Source organism: Propionibacterium australiense, from assembly GCF_003666605.1.
Taxonomy (GTDB): domain Bacteria; phylum Actinomycetota; class Actinomycetes; order Propionibacteriales; family Propionibacteriaceae; genus Propionibacterium; species Propionibacterium australiense.
Window position 1 is genome coordinate 317,128 of the sequence record NZ_RCIV01000002.1, and the last position, 22,998, is coordinate 340,125.

General features: G+C 67.8%; 18 protein-coding genes and 1 tRNA gene. 7 read left to right on the plus strand and 12 right to left on the minus strand.

Features of this window, described 5'->3' with window-relative positions:
* Window positions 1-2 precede the first annotated feature (2 nt).
* The gene (locus D9T14_RS03500) at window positions 3-1,523 is read right to left on the minus strand and encodes an ABC transporter substrate-binding protein (protein WP_119160764.1); all 1,521 of its coding nucleotides are present in this window, start codon (window positions 1,521-1,523) and stop codon (window positions 3-5) included.
* A 222-nt stretch (window positions 1,524-1,745) separates the two neighbouring features.
* Between D9T14_RS03500 and D9T14_RS03505 the strand changes: the two genes are divergently transcribed.
* The 5 genes from D9T14_RS03505 to D9T14_RS03525 all read left to right on the plus strand — a co-directional run bounded on the left by D9T14_RS03505 (window position 1,746) and on the right by D9T14_RS03525 (window position 6,234).
* Window positions 1,746-1,822: transfer RNA gene (locus D9T14_RS03505), tRNA-Met, on the plus strand.
* A gap of 398 nt (window positions 1,823-2,220) precedes the next feature.
* Entirely contained in the window at window positions 2,221-2,766 is a 546-nt protein-coding gene (locus tag D9T14_RS03510) for a thioredoxin family protein (protein WP_119160765.1), read from the plus strand.
* Window positions 2,767-2,792: 26 nt separating this feature from the next.
* Window positions 2,793-4,466: a cytochrome c biogenesis protein DipZ gene (locus tag D9T14_RS03515; protein ID WP_119160766.1), complete on the plus strand. Its 1,674-nt coding sequence runs from the start codon at window positions 2,793-2,795 to the stop codon at window positions 4,464-4,466.
* Window positions 4,467-4,480: 14 nt separating this feature from the next.
* The gene (locus tag D9T14_RS03520) at window positions 4,481-5,179 is read left to right on the plus strand and encodes a response regulator transcription factor (RefSeq protein WP_232012502.1); all 699 of its coding nucleotides are present in this window, start codon (window positions 4,481-4,483) and stop codon (window positions 5,177-5,179) included.
* Window positions 5,176-6,234, plus strand: a complete 1,059-nt coding sequence (locus tag D9T14_RS03525; protein ID WP_119160768.1) for a sensor histidine kinase — start codon at window positions 5,176-5,178, stop codon at window positions 6,232-6,234. The genes D9T14_RS03520 and D9T14_RS03525 overlap by 4 nt, the downstream gene beginning before the upstream one ends.
* 36 nt (window positions 6,235-6,270) lie before the next feature.
* Here D9T14_RS03525 and D9T14_RS03530 read toward each other — a convergent pair whose 3' ends face one another.
* The 9 genes from D9T14_RS03530 to D9T14_RS03570 all read right to left on the minus strand — a co-directional run bounded on the left by D9T14_RS03530 (window position 6,271) and on the right by D9T14_RS03570 (window position 16,644).
* Window positions 6,271-6,837 carry a manganese efflux pump MntP gene (locus D9T14_RS03530; RefSeq protein ID WP_119160769.1) on the minus strand — a complete coding sequence of 189 codons (567 nt, stop codon included), beginning with the start codon at window positions 6,835-6,837 and terminating at the stop codon, window positions 6,271-6,273.
* A gap of 252 nt (window positions 6,838-7,089) precedes the next feature.
* Window positions 7,090-8,271, minus strand: coding sequence for a zinc-dependent alcohol dehydrogenase family protein (locus tag D9T14_RS03535; RefSeq protein WP_445648493.1), 1,182 nt, complete (start codon window positions 8,269-8,271; stop codon window positions 7,090-7,092).
* Window positions 8,272-8,396: 125 nt separating this feature from the next.
* Window positions 8,397-10,127 (minus strand): ABC transporter permease subunit, encoded by a 1,731-nt coding sequence (locus D9T14_RS03540; protein ID WP_119160770.1) that lies wholly within the window; start codon window positions 10,125-10,127, stop codon window positions 8,397-8,399.
* A 1-nt stretch (window position 10,128) separates the two neighbouring features.
* Window positions 10,129-11,658: an ABC transporter substrate-binding protein gene (locus tag D9T14_RS03545; RefSeq protein WP_119160771.1), complete on the minus strand. Its 1,530-nt coding sequence runs from the start codon at window positions 11,656-11,658 to the stop codon at window positions 10,129-10,131.
* A 100-nt stretch (window positions 11,659-11,758) separates the two neighbouring features.
* Window positions 11,759-12,505: an ABC transporter ATP-binding protein gene (locus tag D9T14_RS03550; RefSeq protein ID WP_197720662.1), complete on the minus strand. Its 747-nt coding sequence runs from the start codon at window positions 12,503-12,505 to the stop codon at window positions 11,759-11,761.
* The gene (locus D9T14_RS03555) at window positions 12,502-13,260 is read right to left on the minus strand and encodes an ABC transporter ATP-binding protein (protein ID WP_170175691.1); all 759 of its coding nucleotides are present in this window, start codon (window positions 13,258-13,260) and stop codon (window positions 12,502-12,504) included. The genes D9T14_RS03550 and D9T14_RS03555 overlap by 4 nt, the downstream gene beginning before the upstream one ends.
* Before the next feature lie 203 nt (window positions 13,261-13,463).
* The gene (locus tag D9T14_RS03560) at window positions 13,464-14,879 is read right to left on the minus strand and encodes a sugar porter family MFS transporter (protein WP_119160773.1); all 1,416 of its coding nucleotides are present in this window, start codon (window positions 14,877-14,879) and stop codon (window positions 13,464-13,466) included.
* 134 nt (window positions 14,880-15,013) lie between these two features.
* Window positions 15,014-15,307, minus strand: coding sequence for a GNAT family N-acetyltransferase (locus tag D9T14_RS03565; RefSeq protein ID WP_119160888.1), 294 nt, complete (start codon window positions 15,305-15,307; stop codon window positions 15,014-15,016).
* A gap of 92 nt (window positions 15,308-15,399) precedes the next feature.
* Window positions 15,400-16,644 (minus strand): alpha/beta fold hydrolase, encoded by a 1,245-nt coding sequence (locus D9T14_RS03570; protein ID WP_119160774.1) that lies wholly within the window; start codon window positions 16,642-16,644, stop codon window positions 15,400-15,402.
* Between the two features lie 157 nt (window positions 16,645-16,801).
* Between D9T14_RS03570 and D9T14_RS03575 the strand changes: the two genes are divergently transcribed.
* The gene (locus D9T14_RS03575; protein ID WP_232012501.1) at window positions 16,802-18,079 is read left to right on the plus strand and encodes a M16 family metallopeptidase; all 1,278 of its coding nucleotides are present in this window, start codon (window positions 16,802-16,804) and stop codon (window positions 18,077-18,079) included.
* Window positions 18,076-19,437, plus strand: coding sequence for a M16 family metallopeptidase (locus D9T14_RS03580; protein ID WP_119160775.1), 1,362 nt, complete (start codon window positions 18,076-18,078; stop codon window positions 19,435-19,437). The genes D9T14_RS03575 and D9T14_RS03580 overlap by 4 nt, the downstream gene beginning before the upstream one ends.
* A 71-nt stretch (window positions 19,438-19,508) precedes the next feature.
* Here D9T14_RS03580 and D9T14_RS03585 read toward each other — a convergent pair whose 3' ends face one another.
* The gene (locus D9T14_RS03585) at window positions 19,509-22,427 is read right to left on the minus strand and encodes a UPF0182 family membrane protein (protein ID WP_119160776.1); all 2,919 of its coding nucleotides are present in this window, start codon (window positions 22,425-22,427) and stop codon (window positions 19,509-19,511) included.
* Window positions 22,424-22,993, minus strand: a complete 570-nt coding sequence (locus D9T14_RS03590) for a PPA1309 family protein (protein WP_119160777.1) — start codon at window positions 22,991-22,993, stop codon at window positions 22,424-22,426. Before D9T14_RS03590 ends, D9T14_RS03585 begins: the two co-directional genes overlap by 4 nt.
* Window positions 22,994-22,998: the final 5 nt, after the last annotated feature.

Sequence of the window (22,998 nt, forward strand, 5' to 3'; positions counted from 1 at the left end):
CGTCAGACGTTGGTCGACGAGGCAGTCGTCAGGTCCATCGACTCGCTCGTCAGGTTCTCGGGAATACCCGAGATGCCCGAGCGCAGGACGACGAGGTTGGCCATCGAGAAGAGGAAGTCGGCGGCGGCGTCATCGGCGAGAATGCGGGCTGCCTGCTTCATCTTCTCGGCCTGCTCGTCTGCCGGACCCGTCTTCGCCTCGGTGACGAGCTCGCGGAACTCTGCGTTGTCGTAGTGCCAGTAGTACTCCGGGTTCGCCCATTTCTCGATGTCGCGGCCCTCGGTGTGACTGACGATCGTCATGTCGTAGTTCGACTTCGTCATGACCTCGTCGATCCAGCGGGAGGGGAAGTCGAGGGGATCGGGGTTGACGGTGATGCCCACCTGGGCGAGCTGGCTGGCGATGAAGGTGGCGGCCGAGACCGCGTACGGCAGGTTCGCCGGGCGCAGGGACAGGCTGAGTCCCTCACCGTAGCCGGCCTCGGCGAGCAGCCTGCGGGCCATCTCCGGGTCATAACCGTAGGTGTCCGACAGGTCCTCGTACCAGGGATCGGTCGGCGCGACCATCGAGCCGATGAGCGTGCCGTAACCCGCCATGACCGTCTGCAGCAGATCGGCCCGGTTGATGGCGTAGTTGATCGCCTGGCGGACGCGCACGTCGGAGAACACCTCCCGCTGGTGGTTGAAGCCGAGGACGACCTCTCCCATCGACGTGCCGTTCAGGATCGTGTAGCGCTCCGTGTCCTCGAACTGGCTGATCGACTGCGGCGCCTGCAGGTTCGATATGACGTCGAGGTCTCCGCTGCTCATCGCCGCGTTCTCCGCCGTGGGGTCGGCGAAGTACTTGAACGTGACGGGATCGAAGACGGTCGGCGTGCCCCAGTAGGACTCGTTCCTGACCAGCACCATCGGGTTGCCCTCGCTCCACGACTCGAAGACGAAGGGCCCCGAGCCCGCCGGGGCCGTGTCGAGCGAGTCGATCCGGCTGGGGTCGTAGATGATGCCGGCGGTCTGAGCCGCGTAGTAGAGCCAGTCGTTGTCGCGCCGGGCCAGTTTGACGACGACTGTCGAGGGGTCCTGGACGGTGACCGACTCCATGGCGCCCAGTTGTGACTTGAGCGTGGCGAGCACCGCCTCGTCGTTCTTGACACGATCCAGCGAGGTCTTGACCGCCTCGGCGTCCAGCGCGGCACCGCTGGCGAAGGTCGCCTTCGGTTGCAGCGTGAAGGTGTAGGTGAGGCCGTCCTCGGACTCGTTCCAGCTCGTGGCCAGCAGCGGCACGATCTGGCCGTCCGAGTCGATCTTCACGAGGGTTTCGTAGACGTTGTAGAGCAGTGCCTGGGAGATGGCCGCGCCACTGTTCGTCGAGGGGTCCAGCGCAGCGGGGGGAGCCGTGGCGCCGATGACGAGCTGGCGCGCCTGCTCCTGGGTCTCCGCGTTGTCGTTCGAGCAGGCGACGAGCGACGCCGCAGCGCCGATCACCGTTGCCCCCAGGAACGAGCGACGTCCGAGCCGGATGTTCATTGACGGTCTCCCTCGATTTCGCGTACGGCGGCTGCGGTCTCCGGGCGAGACGGGTCGGTGTACGCCCGCCGGAACGAGTTCTGCCGAAATCTTACGCCACGGGCACTGCCCCGCCATTGCCAGACCAGCGGGGCACGCTCTGCGCCGGCTCGCCCCGGATGGCAGATCGGGGAGCGTCGGTTTTGGCTTTCTGCCGTGTGCGTCTATAGTTGACGGAGCCGACGCGGGGTGGAGCAGTTCGGTAGCTCGCTGGGCTCATAACCCAGAGGTCACAGGTTCAAATCCTGTCCCCGCTACCATGAAGTCGAAGTCGCCGGGCTCTGCGGACTCCTCCGCAGAGCCCGGCGACTCGTCATGAACGAGCAGTTCGTCATGTGGCGGCAGGGCCATGGGGTCCTGTTCCTCACCCGTCCCCGATCGGACGATCCCCCTCCCAGCTGCAGGATGCGGCAGCTGTCTGCGCACCGGCTGATGTGGGAAACGAGGTCCCCACCCCACCACCACGGTCCCGGCCAGGACCAGCTTCAGCGCTCAGGGGCCCTCCGGCGCGCGGGGACGACGCGGCCAGTGCTGCGGCGTCGCTGCCGTCCCTCGCCCTTACGGGAGCATCACGGACGCCGATAGAAACCATCTGGTCACATTTTCGTAAGGATTCTGCCCTGCTCCACGTCATTCCTGCCCGGCCAGACTTCCTGTCATGAAAAAAATCATTGGTTCCCTGACCGCGGCAGTCCTCGCTGCCGGTGTACTGGCCGCCTGCGGCCCCAACGACAAGAAGGATGCCGACGGTTCGATGAGCCCGGCCATGTCCTCGGACGCCATGAGCCCGGAATCGGCCATGTCACACGATGCGATGTCGCCGGAATCCGCCATGTCCTCGGGCGCCATGAGCCAGGAGTCAGCCATGTCGCAGGACAAGATGATGTCACCAGGAAGGTTCATCAGCCACGACGAGTACAAGGCCAACTCCGACAAGAAGACCGACACGAAGTCGATTCTCTTCTTCAACGCCACATGGTGCCCCAGCTGCCAGGCGATCACCAAGGCCCTCAAGGAGAACCCGGGCAGGATTCCCGACGGCACGGACATCGTCAGCGTCGACTACGATTCCAACCCGGAACTGCGCCAGAAGTATGGGGTGACTACCCAGCACACCTTCGTTCAGGTGGATGCCGAGGGCAATGCCGTCCGCACCTGGAGTGCAACGAACATCGACGACGCCCTCTCCGGCATCAAGAACTGAGCTGAGGGACCGAGGGCTGATCTGCAATGCTGTTCACTGCTGTTCTGTCGCTGCTGGCCGGTGTTCTCACCGTCCTTGCACCGTGTGTCCTGCCGTTTCTGCCCGTCATCGTCGGTGGGAGCCTCAACGGGAGCCGTCATCGCCCCTATGTGATCGCCGGTTCACTGGTCGTCTCGCTCATGGCGTTCACCCTGCTGCTCAAGGCCTCAACGGCACTGATCAAGATTGATCCGCGGGTGTGGACCACCGTCTCGGGCGGGCTCGTGATCGCCTTGGGCGTCATGATGCTCTTCCCCGGGATCTGGACGAGCATCTCGACGAGGATCGGGCTGGAGCAGGGTTCCCACGCCCTGCTGAGCAAGGCCCAGAACCAAGGCAGTGGAACGGCCAGCGCTGTTCTGACAGGTGTGGCCCTCGGTCCCGTGTTCAGCAGCTGCAGCCCCACCTATGCCTGGCTGATCGCCTCCGTGCTGCCGGCCAGCCGTACCGCCGGGCTTGCCTACCTGGGGCTGTACTGCATCGGCATGACCGCCGCCCTGCTGGGGATCTCCCTGCTCGGCCGCAGGCTCATCGACAAGGTGAAGTGGGCGGCCAACCCGCGGGGCGCCTTTCAGCGCGGCATCGCCGCCCTGTTCATCATCGTCGGCCTGTTCGTCGCCACAGGCCTGGACCGGAAGGTCCAGACCTGGGCCGTCGAGAAACTGCCAACCCTCAGCGCGCTGGAGGAGAAGGTGCTGCCCAAGGACCAGTCCGGCAACACCGGGGACGGCCAGCCGAAGGCCATCGGTCAGGACATGTCCCACCAGGCTCCCGAGCTGGAGGGCATCCAGCAGTGGATCAACAGTGATCCGCTCACCCTGGAGCGGCTCCGCGGCAAGGTGACGCTGATCGACTTCTGGACCTATTCGTGCATCAACTGCGTGCGCACGCAGCCCTATCTGAACGCCTGGTACGACAACTACCGCGATCAGGGGCTGCAGATCATCGGCGTGCACGCACCGGAGTTCGCCTTCGAGAAGGAGCCCGAGAATGTGGCCAAGGCGGTGCGCGAGGCCGGTATCAAGTACCCGGTGGCCCTCGACAACGACTTCGCCACGTGGCGGGCCTATGGCAATCAGTACTGGCCCGCCAAGTACCTGATCGACCAGGAGGGCAAGGTGCGGTACACCCATTTCGGGGAAGGAGCCTATGAGGAGACAGAGAAGAAGATCCGCGAACTGCTGAACTCGACCGGCCCCATGGCGCAGGCCTCCTCCGACGAGCATGCCGCCTCCGACCAGTCCCCGGAGACCTACCTGGGCACCAACAGGGCACGCGGCTATCGCGGCAACCCGTCCCTGAGACAGGGCACGACCGAGCACGAGCCGGAGCGCTCCCTGGCATCCAACGAATGGACCCTGTCCGGACGCTGGAAGGCCGATGGCGAGTCGATCACCTCCGATTCCGACGGTGCGACCCTCACGTACAAATTCGACGGGCGGGAGCTCTACCTGGTCATGGGCGGCCAGAGCGGCACGGTGAAGGTGAAGGTCAACGGCGAGGAGCGGGATCTCGGCCCGGACGCCCCTGGAGGCGTGGCAGAGGTGGACGAGCACCGGTTGTACCGGCTCGTCTCACTGCCCAGCCCGAAGACCGGCACCACCGTGGAGCTCACCTTCAACAAGGGGATCACTGCGAATGCCTTCACCTTCGGCGGGTAATTATGGTGGAGGGCGTGGCACAGGTACTCGTGGTCGATGATGATGACACCGTCCGTGGCGTCGTCAGTGATTATCTTCGGGCTGCCGGAATGCAGGTGGTCACCTGCGATGACGGAATCGATGCCCTGACGCTGGCCGCCCGGACGGACTTCGACCTCATCGTCCTCGACCTGATGCTGCCCGGCATCGACGGCCTCGAGGTGCACCGCCGGCTTCGTCGCGACGGCAACCGCGCCGCCGTGATCATGCTCACCGCCAAGGGCTCCGAGTCGGATCGGATTCTCGGTCTGGAGAACGGGGCCGACGATTATCTCACGAAACCCTTCAGCGCCCGCGAACTGGTGCTACGAGTGGAATCGGTGCTGCGCCGGACCGAGGCCGGCACGAACAGGTCCGACCGGCAGGTGGTGACCGATGGCGACCTGCGACTCGACCTGACCGCCAGGAAGGCCTTCATGGGCGATCGCCCGCTCGAACTCACCCTGCGCGAATATGATCTGCTGGCCCACATGGTCACTCATCCCGACCAGGTGATGTCCCGCGAGGAACTCATGGGCCGGGTGTGGGGCTGGGAGTACGGCGATCAGTCAACGGTCACCGTGCACGTCCGCAGGCTGCGCGGAAAGATCGAGAAAGACCCCTCGACCCCCAGACGGCTGGTCACCGTCTGGGGGCGCGGCTACCGCTGGGAACCGGTGAAGGAGACACCATGACCGGCCTGCTCCTGGCAGTCACTGCCGCACTGGGAATGGGGCTGGTCGGCGTCCTGACGACCCTACGTGTAGCCCGGCACTCCGTCCGCTGGGCCACCATTCTCAGCCCGGTCACCGCAGTGCTGGCCATCGGTGCAGGCCTGCTCGTGGGAATCCGGCAGATGCTCATCGGCGACGCCCAGGTGGTGCTGAGCGTTCTCGCTGCCGTACTCCCGGTCGCCCTGCTGGTCGGGATTTTCGTCTCCATCAGGAGCAATCGGATCGCGAGCCTCACCCGAGCCGAGCTGGAGGCGGAGCAACGCGACCGCGCGGTCGAGAAGGGACGGCTGGAGCTCATCACCTGGCTGTCCCACGACCTGCGCACCCCCCTGGCCGGCATCCGTGCCATGGGTGAGGCGCTGAGCGACGGAGTCGCCTCTGAGCCGGAACGCTACTACCGCTCCATCATTGCCGAGGCCGATCGCACCACGGCCATGGTCAATGATCTGATGGCCCTGGCCGGCCTGCAGTCGGGGACGAACCGGATGAGCGACGAACCAGTCAGTCTCGCAGACCTCGTCTCCGACCTGCTCGTCCAGCTGCAGCCGCTTGCAGAGGCCCGCGGGCTTCACCTGGCCGGCGAACTCGCCACGGACAGCTCCGAGGTTCACGGCGACGCCAGCCTTCTCGCACGAGCACTGCAGAACGTCATGGGGAACGCGGTGAACTACAGCCTTCCGGGCAGTCGTGTCCGCGTACTGCTCTACGCGAGTCCCGGCACGGTCACGGTCCGGGTGAGTGACGGCTGTGGTGGCCTGGACGAGGACACGGCCCAGCACATGTTCGAGGCCGGTTGGCGCAAGGACGCGGCCCGAACACCCAGGGCCACCACCGGCTCGGGACTGGGGCTGTCCATCGTACGGGCCGTCGTCGACGCCCACGGGGGCAGGGTCTATGTGGAACCGGGCGATGCAGGGTGCTCGATGATCATCGAGCTCCCGGCCCGCGCATCCAGCCCCGGGTGCTCTGACGAACACTCCCGTGCAGGCGCGACGGACTCGCCTGTGGCCTCCTGAGCATCGCATCCCCGGGGCCGCGGACGAGGCGCGCCGTCAGGCGATGATTCCCAGGTGCTCGAGCAGGATCTTCGTGCCCAGGGCGATGAGCAGGACACCGCCCAGGACCTCGGCAGGCGTGCGGAACCGGGCGCCGAGACTGTGGCCGATCGGCACACCGGCGAGGGCGATGACGAAGGTGGTCAGGCCGATCACCGCGACCGCCTGGATGATCGGTACGTCGAGAACCGCCATGGATATGCCCACCGCTGCTGCGTCGATGCTCGTGGCGACACCCAGCAGCAGGAGTCTCTTGAGCCCCATCCACTCGGCGCGCGGGTTCTCGTCCTCGGGATGCAGAGCCTCCCAGATCATCTTGCCGCCGATGAAACCCAACAGGCCGAAGGCGATCCAGTGGTCGACGGGTTCGACGAGGCCGGCGAACCGAGAGGTGAGGGCCCAGCCGAGAAGAGGCATGAGCGCCTGGAAGAGACCGAAGACGCCGGCGATGAGGAATGCCCTGCCCCAGAGCAGACGCATCATCTGCAGGCCGCTCGCGAGAGAGGCGGCGAAGGCGTCGGCGGAGACGCTGAGTCCGACGAAAAAAATGCTGAGAAATGACAACAGGAGCCTCTCGGTGGTGGCCGAAGGCTCAGGGAGGGACTTCGGCCGTGGACAACAGCCGAAGGTCTCGCTCACTCCGCACCGTGCGAAGCGATACGCCGGGCGGGGTCACCGCCAGTATGTCGACGTATCTCCGGGCCCGCAGAGGACCCTGCATGGGAGCTACTCCCCTTCACTAATGAAGGCTAGCATTACCACACCCGATCCTGTCAAGGATCCGATCTCGGGGTGAACAGCGCGCCTGGGATTCAGTCAGTCTGCGCACACGTGCAGCAGCGACTTGACCGCCCGGCGCTCGTCCATGGCCGCGTAGGCCTCCTGCACGTCATCGAGGTCGAACTCCGCGGTGAACACGCGGCCGGGATCGATCGAGCCGTCGAGGACGGCCTCCAGGAGGATCTGGCGGTCGTAGGTCGTCACCGAGGCCGGGCCGCCGCGCAGGCCGATGTTCCGCCAGAACAGGCCCAGCGAGTCGATGTCGACGTCGTGGGGAACGCCGACGCGGCCGATGACGGAGCCGGGACGCGCGACGGCGATGGCGGTCTGGGTGGACTGGTTGGTGCCGACGCACTCGAGCACCGCATCGGCGCCGACGCCTCCGGTCAGCTCCATCACCCGCGTTACGGCATCGGCCCCGCGTTCGGGCACGATATCGCTGGCCCCGAACTCACGGGCGATCCGCTGGCGGTCCTCGTGCCGGCTCATCGCGATGATGCGCTCGGCGCCGAGCATCCGGGCGCTCAGCACGCCCAGCAGTCCGACGGCGCCGTCCCCGAGGACCACTGCCGTGGCACCCGGGCCCACCTCGGCCATCCTGGCCGCGTGGTAGCCGGTCGCCATCACGTCGGACAGGGTGAGCAGGCTCGCACGCATCGCGGCCGAGTAGTCGCCGGGAACCCCCGGCACCTTCACCAGGGCACCGTCGGCGTTGTAGGCGCGCATGTACTCGGCCTGGTAGCCGGCGTTTCCGCCCGGTTCCGCATTCGGGCAGTTCGCGTCGAAACCCGCCAGGCACACCGGGCAGGCGCCGCAGCCATGGGTGAAGGGCACGATGACGAAGTCGCCCGGAGCCAGCGAGGACACCGCCGGACCTGTCTCGGTGACGACACCCATCGCCTCGTGGCCGGTGAGTGAGCCGTGCTCGCGGTGACTGATGCCGCGGAACCACCACAGATCGGAGCCGCACACGCAGGCGTCGGTGACGCGAACGATCACATCGGTGGATTTCCTGATGACCGGTTCGGGACGGTCCTCGACCCGCACCGTCCCGGGTTCGACGAAGACTGCGGCTCGCATGATGCCCTCCATCAGACGCGGCATAGCCGGCACCGTCCGGCCGGTGCTCCTGGTCCGACGTCTGGTGACGAGATTATCGCAGGCTCCGGTGAAAGAGGCCAGGACGGCCGCCTCGTCGAGCCGACGGTCCAGCACCATGGCTCGCATGGTCACCGGATCCGATGCCCCGCCCCTCGTCGGCTGATCGGGCCTGGCGTCCCCGGCCATGCTCGCGCCGGGCCGCGCAACCGAGGAGCGGGGCCTTCCTGCCCTGGGAGCTCTCCTCACCCGCCCCGCGAGGAGGCTGCGACGGCGGCCACCGAGGCGAGGACGAGGGCAAGGGTCGGTGCCAGCACGACCCACGGCGCCCGCTCGACGTAGTGGATGCCATCGGACAGCAGCAGGCCCCATTCGGGTGACGGGGGCTGTGCGCCCAGCCCGAGAAAGCTCAGGGAGGCGAGTTCGAGGGCCCGGCCGGGCAGGCGGAGCACCGCGTGGCGCGTGATCGTCGGGACGACGGCGGGCAGCACGCCGAAGACCAGCTGCCGGACCCTGCCCACGCCCCACAAGGGCTGCAGCTGAATGTAGGGCCGCGCCCTGACCTCGGCGACGAGATCGGCCGTGTGCGCGGCCAGCGGCGCCCAGGCGGTGATCGCCACCGCGATGGCGGCGCCGATCCAGCTCGGGCCGGTCACGGCGGCGACGAGCAGGCCGACGATGAGGGCGGGCAGCGCATTGACGACCTCGATGAGGCCGGTTGCCCAGCGCCCGCACAGGCCGATGACGATGCCGATGACGAGCGTGGCGGCCACCACAAGGGCGGCGACGCCGAGTGTCGACAGGGCACCGTGAGCGACACGGGCGAGCATGTCTCTTCCCGACGCGTCCGCGCCGAGCAGCAGGCCTGCCCCGGGCGCCTGGAGCCTGCCGTGGTCCACTGCCCCCGGGTCGCGCGGTAGGCCGAGGGCGACCAGTAGGACGAGCAGTCCTGTCGCGACGAGAGCAGTGACGCCGGCTCTCCTCGCACCACAAGCGGCGGGCCTCGGCACGGGGACGGCGCCGGCCCTCAGCGCGGGGCCGAGGATGAGCCGGCGTCCGATGGCGGCCAGGGTCCCGACGACCGCTGCCAGCGCCAGCAGCAGGATCATGTCGGCTTGAACCGCCGGCACATCCTGTGCAGCTGCCGAACCGAGCATGCTGCGTCCCAGGCCGGGGATGGCGAAGATCTGCTCGACGGCCACGGCGCCGGCGGTCAGGGAGACCACTGACAGCGCCACCTGGGACAACAGCCCGCTCATCGCGCGCCGCAGGACGGCCAGGCACAGGCTGCGCTCCGGCACACCGCCCAGCGCCCAGGTCCGCACCCAGGGCTCGCCCCAGGCCCCGGCCACGGCATCGGCCAGCAGCCGGCCGAAGTAGGCCCCGGTGGGAACGCCCATGGCGACCGACGGCAGCACCGCGTAGCGAAGTCCCTTCCAGCCGTAGGGCGGGAACCACTTGAGCCAGACCGCGAAGCAGATGAGCAGCAACGAGCCGAGCAGGAAGCTGGGGAACGAGGACACGGCAGCAGCCCCCAGTCCCGATCCCCGATTGGGGCGAAAGCGCAGGCCATCGCGCATCGGACCGATGAGCATGAGACCGGCGACGAGGGCGGCGACCAGGAGGGAGAAGCCCATGAGGCTCAGTGAGACGCTGAACGGGCGCAGCAGCTCGGCTCCCAGGGGCTCACCAGTGATCCACGAATTGCCCAGGTCGCCGTGCACCAGTCCCCTGAACCACTGCCCGAAGATCACCAAGGGCCCGCGATCCAGACCGAGTTCGGCACGCACCCGGGCGAGATTCTCCGGCGTGGCCTCGAGTTCGGCATAGCGTGCGCGCAGGATCGTCGTCTCCGCCGAAGTCCCGCCCAGCCAGGGCAGAATCCCGATGAGCAGCAGGACGAGCCCCACCGCCAGCAGCCGGGAGCCGGCGAGCACCAGGCCATTGGTGACCTCGGGCAGCAGTCTTCTTCTCATCTCACCTGGTGACATCAGTCTTCGTGGTCACCAGCCGGCGCTCCAGGTTGTCCCTGGCGGCATCGGAGACGCCGGAGGCCTCGCCCTGCAGGGTGCGTTCGTGAACCAGCGGGATGACGGCGTCGAGGGCGAGGATCGCGGCCTCTGCCCTGATGACGGCGTCCTGGCGGTCCTGACCCGGTTCGATGGCGCCGGCCCGGGAGACGAGGGAGTCGACCTCGGGGTCCTTGAGCATGGCGATGTTGAAGCTTCCCGAGCTCGTGAAGTCACTGGCCAGCGTGGACACCGGGTCGCCGCTGTCGATGGTCATCGATCGGGAGAGGATGACGGCGTCGAAGGCCCCGGAGAGGATCTCCTCACTGAGGTAGGTGTACTCGCGCACCGTCTGCTCGACGGTGAAGCCGGCCGCCTTGAAGGCCTGCTCCAGCTGCGTGGCGATCTCGGGCAGTTCGGGCCGGTCCGTGTAGGTGGCCAGTTTGATGGACTTGCCGTTCAGATCGCTCGAGGCCTTGGCGCGGGAGGAGAGCAGATTCTCGAAACCGACGCGCTTGCGGGCCTCGGCGGGCCAGTTCAGTGCGTCGCTGAGCATCTCCGCGGCCGGATCGGCATGGCCCTCGAAGACCTTCTCGACGATCTGCTTCGTGTCGACGGCCTCGCGGGCGGCGGCCCGGACGGCCGGGTCGGTGAAAACGCCGCTGGACGTGTTGAGGTAGAGGGCTGTCGTCCGCGAGTTGGGGATCTCGTGGACCAGGCCCTCCTCGATCTCGTCGAGCTGGCCGATCGGCAGGGCCTCGGCGATGTCGGCCTCGCCGGTGCGCAGGGCCGAGGCGCGTGACGTGCCGTCGGGCACGAAGGTGTCCTCGATGCCCGCGAGCAGGGGCCTGTCGCCCCAGTAGCCCTCGTAACGATCCAGGGAGGCGTTGGCCGTCCCGTTCAGCTTCGTCACGACGAAGGCGCCGCTGCCGTGACCTATGGGATCCACGGTCTCCGCCCCGTAAGCCGACGGTGCGAGCATGCACAGATTGGGACTCGACACGCGGTTTGGCAGCAGGGGATCCGGTGCCGCCGTGGTGATGACGAGTTTGCCGTCCTCGGCGCTGGCCGTCAGTTGGACGCCGGCGAGCACGCGTGGCAGTGGGCTCGCCGCCATGACCTTCGCCAGTGAGTTGACGGCCGTCTCGGCATCGAAGGCGGTGCCGTCGTGGAAGGTCACGCCGTCGCGCAGTGTGAAGACCCACTCGGTGTCACTGCGCTGCTCCCAGCCGGTGGCCAGACTGGGCTGGGGTTTGCCCTCGTCGTCGAGGATGGTCAGGCACTCGATGGCCGACCAGCGGAAGAGCCGGTAGGCATCGTCGGAGAAGGGCGACAGGGAGGCCTTGGGTGCCGACAGCGAGGCGATCTTGAGTCGTTCGGTGCCCGGGGTCTTCGCAGAGCCGGAGGAACCGTTGTCACTGAAGCAACCCGTGAGGGCCGTTGCGCTCAGGCCGGCCAGTCCGACCGCACCCAGCAGGGTTCTACGAGATGTCTTCATACCGCAACCTTTCGATGTAGTGAGGGTTTTGCCGTGGCTCGCATCCAGCAGATCCGTGGCGAGCCGGTTGGCGCCGGGCTGGGCCGGCAGGTGACCGGGGTCAGCATCTGATCCGGGGGATGGCGCTGATCAAGGTCCTGGTCATCTCGTGACGGGGTTCGGCCATCAGTGAGGCGACTTCACCGCGTTCAGCGACACGGCCCCGGTCGAGGACGAGCAGATCGGTGCACACCCGGTTGACACCGGACAGATCATGGCTGACGAGCAGGACGCCGACGCCCTGACACCGCAGCTCGGCGAGCAGGTCCAGGACTTGCAGCCGCAGGGGGGCGTCCAGGCCGCTCGTCGGCTCATCGGCCAGCACGTACCTGGGCGCGGTGACGATGGCCCTTGCCACCGCCACCCGCTGGGCCTCGCCGCCGGACAGCGCGGAGGCCCTCCTGTCGATGAGTCCACCGGGCAGCCCGACACGGGACAATGCGATCTGTACCATCGACTCGTGGTCTCCTCCGACGCCCAGACGCAGCAGTGGTTCACGGACTTGGGAGAGCACCGAGCGGCGCGGATCGAGGCTGCCCGCCGGATCCTGCGGAACGAACTGCACGGCGCGTCGGAAATCACGCAGTGCGCCTCGTGAGATCTCTTTGCCGTCCAGGAGCATACGTCCCGTGTCGGGTTCTGCGAGCCGGATGAGGACGTGCAGCAGCGTCGACTTGCCGCTGCCCGAGGGCCCGACGACGCCCAGTCCCTGTCCCGCGGACAGTTCCAGGTCGACACCGTCGAGAGCACGCACGTCATGACGACCAGTGCGGTAGCACTTGACCAGCGACTGGGCTGCCAGACTCATGCGCTCTCCCCTGCCGTCGAGAGCTCCGACATGGCATGCGCCGCGCTCACGAGCCGGCCGACGTAGTCCTCCCCGCTCCGGGCGAGCAGCGTCGCGATGTCCTCATCGGCGACGATCCGTCCCTCGTGCATGACCATGGCCCGTTCGCACAGGCCGCTGGCCAAGGCGACATCGTGAGTGATGAACAGCAGGGCGGCGCGCCCCGGGCCGGTCTGGTCCCGCACGGCCGAGATGACCTCGGCCTGGCTCACCGTGTCCAGCGCGCTGGTCGGCTCGTCGGCGACGAGAATCCGGGGTCTGCACATGACCGCCAGGGCCAGGCAGACCCGCTGACGCTGGCCGCCGGACAACTGCATGGGATAGGAGCCGAGGACGCGGTCGGGGTCGTCGAAGTCGAGATCGGCGAGTGTCGCGGCGACCTCGTGGGGCTCGTGGCCGGCCAGACGGAACTGCCCACCTACTCTCATGAGCGGATTCAGCGCGGTGGCAGTGGCCTGGAAGACAGCAGCCATGCCCGCCCTGTCCTGGGGACGGGCATGGCTGACATCGGCGCCGTCGAGCTCGATGCGCCCGGTACGCTCCAGTCCTGCTGGCAGGGTCCCGAGCAGGGACTCGGCAGTGAGCGATTTCCCGGAGCCGCTCGCACCAAGCAGCGCGACGCATTCCCCCGCAGCGATGGAGAAACTCAGCCCCCTGACCAGAGCGCGCTGACCAGCGGTGACGTTCAGATCACGTACGGTGAGAATCCCAACCACGCGGAGAATATAACTATTCTCATTCGTAGAAACAAATGCTGAGCCTTCCCTTGCAAACAGCCTTCTCACTGGGCCGAGAGGCGACAGCTGCCGGGGCCGCGGGGACCAGTGGCGATCCGCCCCGGCGAGGGCGGCGTGAGTCCCGATCGGCGACCATGGCAGATGCAGGCGTGTGATTCCGGACAGGGCGGCCCGGGACGGGGTCAGCCGTTCCCGGCGATCCCCAGGCGCTTCTCCATCTCCTCCAGGGGCACGCCCTTGGTCTCGGGCATCACCTTGAGCACCCACAGCAGCTGGCCGCACACGAACACGAAGAAGATGAGGAATGCGGCGCCGCCGCCCAGGCTCGCGATGACCGGCGGGAAGGCGTACGTGGTCAGGGCGGCGAACGTCCAGTGGGTCATCGAGCCAAGGGACTGGCCTCGGCCGCGCACCCGGTTGGGGAAGATCTCCGAGATGAACACCCAGATCACCGAGCCCTGGCCGAAGGCGTGGGCGGCGATGAACACGAGCAGGCCGATGAGCACGAGCACCGACGATGTGGTGTTGAAGTGTCCGGAGAAACCGAACATGACGCCGGCCAGGAAGCCCAGCGAGACGAGATAGCCGATGGACCCGACGATCATGAGGGCGCGACGTCCGATCTTGTCGATCACGGTGAGCGCGGCCATCGTGGCGATGAGGTTCATGAGACCGACGGCCACACTCATCAGGTACGACGAATCGGTCGAAGCGCCGGCTTCCTGGATCACGACCGGAGCGTAGTAGAGGATGGCGTTCACACCGGACATCTGGTTGAACATGGCGATGCAGAACGCCAGGAGAATCACCTTGCGGTAACGCTTCGAGAAGAACTTGACCCGAACCGAGCGCAGTTCGGCCTGTTCGGCGAGCTGGGCGCGGATCTCCGCGATCTGCTCATCGGACTCGGTCTGGGTGCTGCACAGCCGACGGCTGATCGCGATGGCCTCGTCCTCGCGGTCCACGGACATCAACCAGCGGGGCGTCTCTGGAACGGCCAGCAGCAGGATGAGGAAGACTGCGGAGGGCACGGCCATGACGCCGAGCATCCAGCGCCAGGCGACATCCTCAGGAGCGATGAGCCTGATGATGTAGTTGCTCAGATAGGCCAGCAGGATGCCGAGCACGACATTGCCCTGGACGAGGCCGACGAGGCGTCCGCGGCGGGCGGCCGGGGCGATCTCGGCGGTGTAGATGGGCGCGCACACGCTCGACATGCCGACGCCGACGCCGCCGAGGAAGCGGAACACGAGGAAGAGCCCGTGCGCCCCAGCCGGAGCCAAGGCGGTGCCGAGCGAACCCACAATGTAGAGCACCCCGATGCCGTACAGCATGATCTTGCGTCCATGGCGGTCGGCGAGATTGCCCGAGAACAGGGCACCGACGATGGTGCCGATGGTGGCCATGGCCACGGTGAAGCCGAGACCGGACGGGCTGAGGTTGAAGACCTTCTCCAGGGAAGTGGTCGTTCCTGAGATCACGGCGGTGTCGAAGCCGAAGACGAGACCGCCGAGAGCGGCAACGACGGCGCTTCGCAGCACCAGAGCATTGGCTTTGGTGGGATTGGCCGACTGGGCGCCGGCAGTGGTACTGGACATTCGTCTGCCTCCGGATGTTGGGGTTCCATCATCGATGGCCTGTCCCCAGCGAACTTACGCCTGGAGGAGCGGGCAGGGGGGCTGTCCCAAGTTTTTAATCCGGTGCCGCGGCACGGCTCGACGGGACAGGCCCCTCAGTGCCGCACGAGACGCCCGTACTCGGGGTGCTTGGCGATCCAGCCGGCGACGAAGGAGCAGCTGGGCACCACGGTGCGCCCGTTCGCCGCTGCGTCGTCGAGGGCGCGCCGGGCCAGCATCCCGGCCAGGCCACGGCCCCCGAAGGCGGGGTCGACGACGGTGTGCGGCATCGTCACGGTCCCGCCGTCCACCGAGTACTCCAGGAATCCGGCGACGGTCCCGTCGACGAGGACCTCGTAGCGGTGCCGTGCGGCGTCGTCGACGATCTCGATCGTCTCGTCTGTGTTCATGACGTGCTCCTTCTCGCCGATGAGCCGTGCGCCGGCCCGGCGGCTCGACGTCTGGCCGAGGGACCGTGCGCAGCGCCCCCGCACGGGTTCGGTCAACGAATCAGGGTGCCGGCGGCCAGTTTGATGAGACGGTCGAGCACCGCCCCGCCGGAGGCGTTCGAGCCGTTGTGCTCGTACTCACTGGTGATCCAGGTGCGCATGCCCGGCAGCAGCGCTGCCGTCTCGAGCGAGTGATGCAGCGGCACGTAGGCGTCGTGGACGTAGACGGCAGCGGCGCACGGCACGTCGGTCTCGGCCAGCACCTGCGGGTCGTAGAGCCTCGGCCAATGGTGTTCTGCGATGAGCTGGGCGCTGTGCTTCCAGGGACGCAGCGAGGAGTCCTCGTCGAACCACTCGGGGAAGACGTGCTCACCGGTCAGCAGGGTCGGGTCCGCACGGAATGCCTCGGGCAGCGTGCGGGCGGCTGCCCAGTTCGTCACGACGCCGTCGGCGTAGCTCGACTCGTGGATCACCGTGTACAGCACGTTGCGTCCGCCGAAGGGCAGCAGATCCGCCATGTCGTAGCGGAAGCCACGTGACCCGGGGTCGCGTTCGAGCAGGTAGTGCAGCTTCTCGGCCCCGCCCGAGGCGCCGAGCAGGTGGCCGAGTGAGCGGATGCGGGAGGCGCCGACCAGATCGCCGTTGGGCGTGCGGATGGCCTCCTGGCCGGCCAGGTCGATCAGCCGTGCGATGCGGTCCCGGTCCTCGGGGAACCGGCGGTAGTACTCCAGGGACTTGCCGGCCATCGTCTCGTAGCAGGCGGTGTAGATGTCCTCGGCGCTGTGGCCGACGCCGGTGAGGCCGCCGGTGAAGTAGACCGCCAGCAGCGAGTCGGGGTGGGTCGACAGATAGTGCACCGCGGTGAAGCCGCCGAAGGACTGGCCCAGCACCGCCCAGCGCTCGACCCCCAGATGGGCCCGCAGGTCCTCGCAGTCGGCGACGATCTCGTCGGCGCGCAGGTGGGTGAGGTACTCGGCCTGGTCGGCCGCCGAACCGAGCGGTTCGCTGATCGGGCTCGACAGCCCGGTGCCGCGCTGGTCGAGCAGCACCACCTGGTAGTCGGCCAGGGCCCGGCGCAGCCAGCCCGGCCACACCGGGTCGAGGCCGGGGCGTGGCGACTCGCAGCCGGGCCCGCCCTGCAGGAAGAGCAGACAGGGCCGATCCGTGCCGTCCGGGGCTGCGACGACGCGGGCGAAGACGGTGATGCCGCGCTCGTCGTCGGGATTGGAGTGATCGAGGGGGACGTTGATCCGGACCTCGCGGGTCGCGAGACCCGGAATGCTGCGCTGCCACGTCATGGCCCCATGCTAGTGGCCCATGCCCCGAGGGACGGTCATCACCGGCCCTGCTCGAGGGTACCGGACAACAGATCGCGGGCATCGGCCGATGCCCCCGGTGCCGGCACCGTTCTCCGCCCTGCGAGGCCCGGTGGTCCGCCACTCGTAGAATGTCTGCGTGCCGCACATCGCTCTCGACTACCGAATCGTCGAACACACCCTGGACAACGGCCTGCGCGTGGTCGTCAATCACGATCCCGGCGCCCCGGCCGAGGCGGTGAACCTCTGGTACGCCGTCGGTTCGGGCGATGAGTCCCTGGGCGTGACCGGTTTCGCCCACCTGTTCGAGCACCTCATGTTCACCGGTTCCGCCCACGTGGCCGCCAGCGAGCACCTGGCCCGCATGGAGTCGGTCGGTGGCAGCGCGAACGCGACGACCAGCTTCGATCGCACCAACTACTTCGAGACCGTCCCGCCGGGCGCCCTCGAACTCGCGTTGTGGCTCGAGGCCGACCGGATGAGCACCCTGGTGGTCGATCAGGCCAACTTCGAGACCCAGGTCGAGGTGGTCAAGGAGGAGAAGCGCCAGCGCTACGACAACGTGCCCTACGGCGACCAGCTGGAACTGCTGCTGGCGCTGAACTTCCCGTCCGATCATCCCTACGGCCACACCACGATCGGGTCGATGACCGATCTGGACGCCGCCTCGCTGTCGGAGGTGCAGGGTTTCTACCGGCGCTGGTACCAGCCCGGTGACGCGGTGCTGACGCTGTCGGGCCCGGTCGGGGCCGACAGCGCGATCGAGCTGGTCGAGAAGCACTTCGGCCCGCTGGACTCCCAGCCCGCCCAGGCCCCTCGCCCCAGCGCTCCCCTGCCCCGGCACGAGGGGGTTCCCACCGTCACGGTGCGACGCGCCGTCCCGAGCACGATGATCCACCTGTGCTGGCGCAGCCCTGACTTCAACTCCCCCGAGCGTTTCGCCGTCGAGCAGGCCCTCGCGGTGCTGGCCTCCGGCCAGTCCAGCCGGCTGCCGAGCCTGCTGGTCCGCGACCGTGAGCTCGCCGATGCCGTCGGCTCCGGTGACTTCGGTCTCGCCCGTGGCGTCTCGATGGCCTCGCTCAGCGCCCGGGTGCGCTCGGGCCACAGCGCCGAGGAACTCTCGGAGACGATCCTCGAGCAACTCGTCCGGCTGGGCGAGCAGGGCCCCGACGAGGCCGAGCTGGCCCGGGTCAACGCCGGTTTCGACCGCGAATGGCTCACCCGCCTGGCCAGCGTCGAGTCCCGCGCCGACGAGATCAGTGGTTTCACCAGCCTGTCCGACGAACCGCACCTGGTGAACACGCTGCTGACACGCGTGCACGCGGTCACCGCCGAGCAGATCGCCGAGGCCGCCCGGACCTGGCTGGCCCCCGAGCACCGAGCCGTGCTCGTCTACGAAGCTGAGGATGCCCGATGAGTTCTGAGAACCTGCGCCCACCGGTCGACCTGGCCAGCGACTGGCGTTTCCCCCTGCCCGAGATCATCGACCTCGGCAACGGCATGAGCATCTGGGCCTACGACCTGCCCGGCCAGTACGTCATTAGCACGGAGATCGTCTTCGATCTCGCCCTGAGCGACGAGCCCGCCGGCAAGGAGGGCGTCGCCGGCCTGGCCGCGCGGTGCTGCGACGAGGGCTCGCTCGCGCATCCCGGCGAGGCACTGGCCAGGCGCATCGAGGACATCGGCGCGGTCTTCGACAGTTCGGCCGGTTCCTGGGGCACCCGGTGCGGCATCGACGTCGCGGCGCCCTACGCACTGGCCGGCATCGATCTGCTCGACGAGATCGTCCGCACCCCCGCCTACGCGGACTCCGACGTGGCCCGCCACAAGGCCCTGCGTCTGACGGAGATCGAGCAGCAGCGGGCCAACTCGGCCGCCATGGCATCGATCGGCCTGGCGCAGCAGAGCTGGGTCAGCGGCAGCCGCCAGCAGCTGCCCCGTGCCGGCACGTCCACATCGGTCCCGACGATCACGCCCGAGGACGTGCGCGCCTTCCACGACCTCTGGTGGCGGGCCGATGGGGCCACGCTCATCATCGCCGGCGCCCTGCCCGAGGGCCTTGTCGAGCATGCCGCCGAGGTCTTCGGCGCCTGGCCCGCGACCGGGGTGCACAGCAACGCGAAGGCCCCGGCACCGGCCGAGGGCCCCTGCCCCACCTACGTCGTCGACCGCCCCGAGGCGGTCGCCGCCGACATGCGGGTCGGGCTCGTCGTGCCGGGGCGGGACTGGGCGGACTGGGCGCCGATGCAGGTCGCGACGAGCGCCGTCGGCGGGCTGTTCGGCAGCCGGCTCAACATGGAGCTGCGAGAGAGACAGGGCTTCACCTACGGCGTGCAGGCCGGACTGTCCGCGAGCAGGTTCCACGGCAGTTTCTCCATCCAGGCCAGCTTCCGCACCGAGGTGACGGCGCAGGCCTTTCGCGGGGTCTTCGACCTGCTCGACCTGTCACGCCGGCCCCTGGAGAAGACCGAGGCCGAGGACGCGGTGCGCTTCATGGTGGGCATCGCTCCGCTGCGCTATGACACCGCCGATGCGATCGCCGCTCAGGCCAGCGTGCTGGCCTCGCACCGGGTCGACGTCGACTGGGTCAACGAGCTGAACCGGCAACTCGCCGCGACCAGCGCGAACCAGGCCACGTCGGCCTTCGAGGCGACGGTCGGCAAGGCGACCCACGAAGGCATGATGCGCGCCGTGCTGTGCGGCGACGCCGAGCGGCTGGTGCCCGACCTGCGCAGCTACGGCTTCCAGGTCGCGGTCATCGACCCCGTGCTCTGACCGGTCGTGGCGCCCCTCGCGCCCCGGGAGTCCGGGAGTCTGCCGATCTCCCGCACTCTGGGACCCACCGGTCAGCTGTCGAGTTTGCGGTAGGCCTCCTGGGCCTTCGACTGGGCGGTCTCCATCTGGGTCTGGTACTCCCCCAGGTCACCGTTCTTGAGGGCCTCGTCCGCCTTGCTGAAGGCCTCGTTCGCCTCCTTCAGCAGCTTCTTGGCGGCCTCCTCGTTCGTCAGCTGCTCGGTGCCTCCCGAATCGCCGGATGCCTGCTGGTCCACGTCCTCACCCGTGCTCGCACCGGCGTCACCGGCGAAGACCGAGTCGAGGGCCTCCTGCAGGGTGTCCCCGATGCCGATGTGGGTGCCGAACCGGACGACGACGAACCGCAGCACCGGATAGGTGCCGGCCGACGAACCGGACGCAGCCGACTTGCGCTGGGTGTAGATCGGTTCGACGTAGATGAGGCCATTGCCCAGCGGCAGCGTCAGCAGATTTCCGTAGAGCGCGTCGGCCGAGCTGTCAGAGCCCTGGCCGATGAACGGCAGCAGCTTGTCGGCCACCTGCTGGTCGGAGACGATCGCGTTGTAGGTCTGGTTCGGCCCCGGCACCTGGGCGGTGTCGGAGAGTTTCAGCACCCGGATCTTGCCGTACTCCGAACTCGACGCATCGGCCACGACCGACATGTAGGCCGCCATGTTCTCGCGGTTCTTCGGCACGTAGACGGCCGTCTGACTGAAGATCGGGGAGTCGTCGCCGGGCCACTTGATCGACAGGTAGTAGGGCGGCTCGTAGGCGCCGCTGGAGTCCCGCGGGTCGGCCGGGACCTCCCACAGATCCGACTGGTTGTACCAGCTGTCGGGGTTCTGCATGTGGTAGCGGCCCAGCACCTGACGCTGCACCTTGAACAGGTCCTGCGGGTAGCGCAGATGACTCATCAGGTCCTCGGAGATCTCGCCGCGGTCCTTGAGCAGGCCCGGGTAGACCTTCATCCAGGTCTGCAGCAGCGGATCGTCGGTGTCCCAGGCGTAGAGGTCGACGGTGCCGTCGTAGGCGTCCACGACCGCCTTGACCGAGTTGCGCATGTAGTTGATCTGCGTGTCCTCACCGGCGTTCTGGCGTGCCGAGTCCGAGATGGTCTCCTGCAGGTTGACGTGCTGGGAATTCGGGTAGTCGGCGCTCGTCGTGTAGGCGTCGACGATCCACACGACACGCCCGTCGACGACCGCCGGGTACGGATCCTGGTCGACGGTCAGCCACGGGGCGACCTCGCCGATGCGCTCACGCGGGGTGCGGTTGTACAGGATGCGCGATGCGGAGTTGACATTGCTCGACAGCAGCAGGTTCAGGTCGGCGAACTTCGTGGCGTACATGGCGCGTGTCACGTAGTTGCCGATGGCCACGCCTCCGGCGCCGGTGTACGTGTAGTGCTGCTCACCGCCGGACTCGGCGCCGCCGGGGGTGTCCAGCTCGATGGGGGTGGCGCCCTCCTCGTTGCCCGCGACGACCCACTGGCTCTGGGCCTCGCCGTAGTAGATGCGGGACTCGTCGATGTCCAGCTCGCCCTGGGGCGGGATGTCGCCCTCGATCCACACCGGCTCGCCGTTGGAGGAGCTGCGGTTGCCGTAGGAGGCGACCACGCCGTAGCCGTGCGTGTAGACGGTGTGCGTGTTGATCCAGCTCTGGTCGGGCAGGCCGGCGATGTTCATCTCGCGGGCGGCGATGATCGTGTCGGTCGTCTCACCGTCGACCTCGTAGCGGTCGACGTCGAGGACCGAGGGGAACTGGTAGTAGCCACGCACCTGCTGCAGCTGCTCGTAGGTCTCGCCGATGAGCGCCGGGTCCATGAGGCGGATGCCCGGCAGCGCCTCGGCGTCGGACCTGAGCTGGCCGGCGCTGACATTGGTCTCGGCGGAGTAGTCCGAGATCGTCACGTCCTCGATGTCGTAGGCCGCTCTGGTCGCCTCGATCTGACGTTCGATGTAGCTGCGCTCCTGGTTGACCTCGCTGGGGCGCACGGTGAACTGCTGGATCGCGACCGGGTACAGCCCCTGGATGATGAGGCTCGAGACGATCATGAGGATGATCGCGGTGCCGGGCACACGCCACAGCTTGAGCCTGACGTTGGCGAAGAACATGAGCGCGCAGATCCACGCGATGATCGCGATGATGAGGCGTGCCGTGATGCGCGCGTGGTCGTCGGTGTAGCCGATGCCGGTGAACAGGGCGTCGTTGTCGCTCACCGCGAACTCGTAGCGGGACAGCAGGCGCTGGAACCCGTAGACGACCATGATGAGGCCGAACATCACCGACAGGTGCACCTGGGCAGCCGCGTTGAACGGGTTCTTCAGCTCGACAGTCGGCGGGTGGACGCCTTCCTCGTCGGTGGTCTGCGGGCGCACCGCTATCGGGGAGACGTACAGCGATCCGGTGATGACATGGACGGCTGCCGCGGCGATCGTTCCGATGATCAGGGCGGCCATCAGCACCGAGACGATGTACTGCAGGAAGGGCAGCGTGAAGACGTAGAAGGAGACGTCCTTGCCGAAATAGGCGTCGGCCTGACCGAAGGGCGTGCGGTTGATGAACGCCAGGGTCTCGTCGATGTGGGTCACGGCCAGCGAGCCGCCGCCGATCGCGATGACGAGCGAGGGGAGAACGGTGATCACCGCGGTGCGCCGGGCCAGCGCCGAGCGGTAGTGGTCGAGCGTGGGCGAGTCACTGACGGTGCGCTGGGGCCGGTTGCGCCATGCGAGGACCATGCTGAGCGCACAGGCACCCCCCAGCAGCAGGCCCTGTCCAACGGCCAGGGCGGCACCGGTGAGCAGGCGGGTCGTGAAGACCTGGCCGAAATGCAGATTGCGGTACCACATCCAGTCGGTGACGAACTCGCTGACGATCCACCACACGACGATGACCGCCACGAGGATGACGAGGGTCATGCCCAGCGCCGTGTGACGTCTGGGCGCCTTCTTGGTCTGCGCTGCGGTGCTCATGCCTGATCAGTGTCCTCCCACTCGAAGGTGCGCACGAGTGCGCTGGACAGGGCCGGCACGAGGTGGTCGCCGGCCAGGAGTTCATCGGGATGGCTGGCCAGTCTGGCCACGCCGTAGGTGGTGCCGTCGCGCAGGGCGCCCATGACGACACGGATGTCCTCGCGCGAGGGATGGGAGGCCACGAAGTCGGCGGCCTCATCGGGATCATCGGGGATCTCGGCCTCGACCCCGGCGGGAAGGAAGGAGCGCTCGGTGCACACCGCACAGCCCGTCACCGTGTCCGGCCAGGCGACGGCGGCCAGCCCGGCCAGGACGTCCTGGCCGGGGTGGAAGTCGTCCTGCTCGATCGAGGACAGCTGATCGGGTGCGGTCACCGTGAGCTGACCTGCCAGGGAGGGCTCGACCTGGAGCAGCTGGGCGGTCGGCGCCAACGCGAACAGCCGGGCCGGCTGGTCCCAGCCGGAGGCGCCCACGTAGCGTTCGATCTCGATGAGGGCGGCGGCCAGCGGCTCCTGGGCCGGTGTCGGGTCGCCGGCCCGCTGCCGATCCCGGGGCTGCGAACTCATAGGAC

What these genes read in the sequence shown, in the direction of transcription:
- D9T14_RS03500 (WP_119160764.1), bottom strand. Translation starts at nt 1,523, where the DNA reads ATGAACATCCGGCTCGGACGTCGCTCGTTCCTGGGGGCAACGGTGATC.
- D9T14_RS03510 (WP_119160765.1), top strand. Translation starts at nt 2,221, where the DNA reads ATGAAAAAAATCATTGGTTCCCTGACCGCGGCAGTCCTCGCTGCCGGT.
- D9T14_RS03515 (WP_119160766.1), top strand. Translation starts at nt 2,793, where the DNA reads ATGCTGTTCACTGCTGTTCTGTCGCTGCTGGCCGGTGTTCTCACCGTC.
- D9T14_RS03525 (WP_119160768.1), top strand. Translation starts at nt 5,176, where the DNA reads ATGACCGGCCTGCTCCTGGCAGTCACTGCCGCACTGGGAATGGGGCTG.
- D9T14_RS03535 (WP_445648493.1), bottom strand. Translation starts at nt 8,271, where the DNA reads ATGGTGCTGGACCGTCGGCTCGACGAGGCGGCCGTCCTGGCCTCTTTC.
- D9T14_RS03540 (WP_119160770.1), bottom strand. Translation starts at nt 10,127, where the DNA reads ATGAGAAGAAGACTGCTGCCCGAGGTCACCAATGGCCTGGTGCTCGCC.
- D9T14_RS03545 (WP_119160771.1), bottom strand. Translation starts at nt 11,658, where the DNA reads ATGAAGACATCTCGTAGAACCCTGCTGGGTGCGGTCGGACTGGCCGGC.
- D9T14_RS03550 (WP_197720662.1), bottom strand. Translation starts at nt 12,505, where the DNA reads ATGAGTCTGGCAGCCCAGTCGCTGGTCAAGTGCTACCGCACTGGTCGT.
- D9T14_RS03560 (WP_119160773.1), bottom strand. Translation starts at nt 14,879, where the DNA reads ATGTCCAGTACCACTGCCGGCGCCCAGTCGGCCAATCCCACCAAAGCC.
- D9T14_RS03565 (WP_119160888.1), bottom strand. Translation starts at nt 15,307, where the DNA reads ATGAACACAGACGAGACGATCGAGATCGTCGACGACGCCGCACGGCAC.
- D9T14_RS03570 (WP_119160774.1), bottom strand. Translation starts at nt 16,644, where the DNA reads ATGACGTGGCAGCGCAGCATTCCGGGTCTCGCGACCCGCGAGGTCCGG.
- D9T14_RS03580 (WP_119160775.1), top strand. Translation starts at nt 18,076, where the DNA reads ATGAGTTCTGAGAACCTGCGCCCACCGGTCGACCTGGCCAGCGACTGG.
- D9T14_RS03585 (WP_119160776.1), bottom strand. Translation starts at nt 22,427, where the DNA reads ATGAGCACCGCAGCGCAGACCAAGAAGGCGCCCAGACGTCACACGGCG.
- D9T14_RS03590 (WP_119160777.1), bottom strand. Translation starts at nt 22,993, where the DNA reads ATGAGTTCGCAGCCCCGGGATCGGCAGCGGGCCGGCGACCCGACACCG.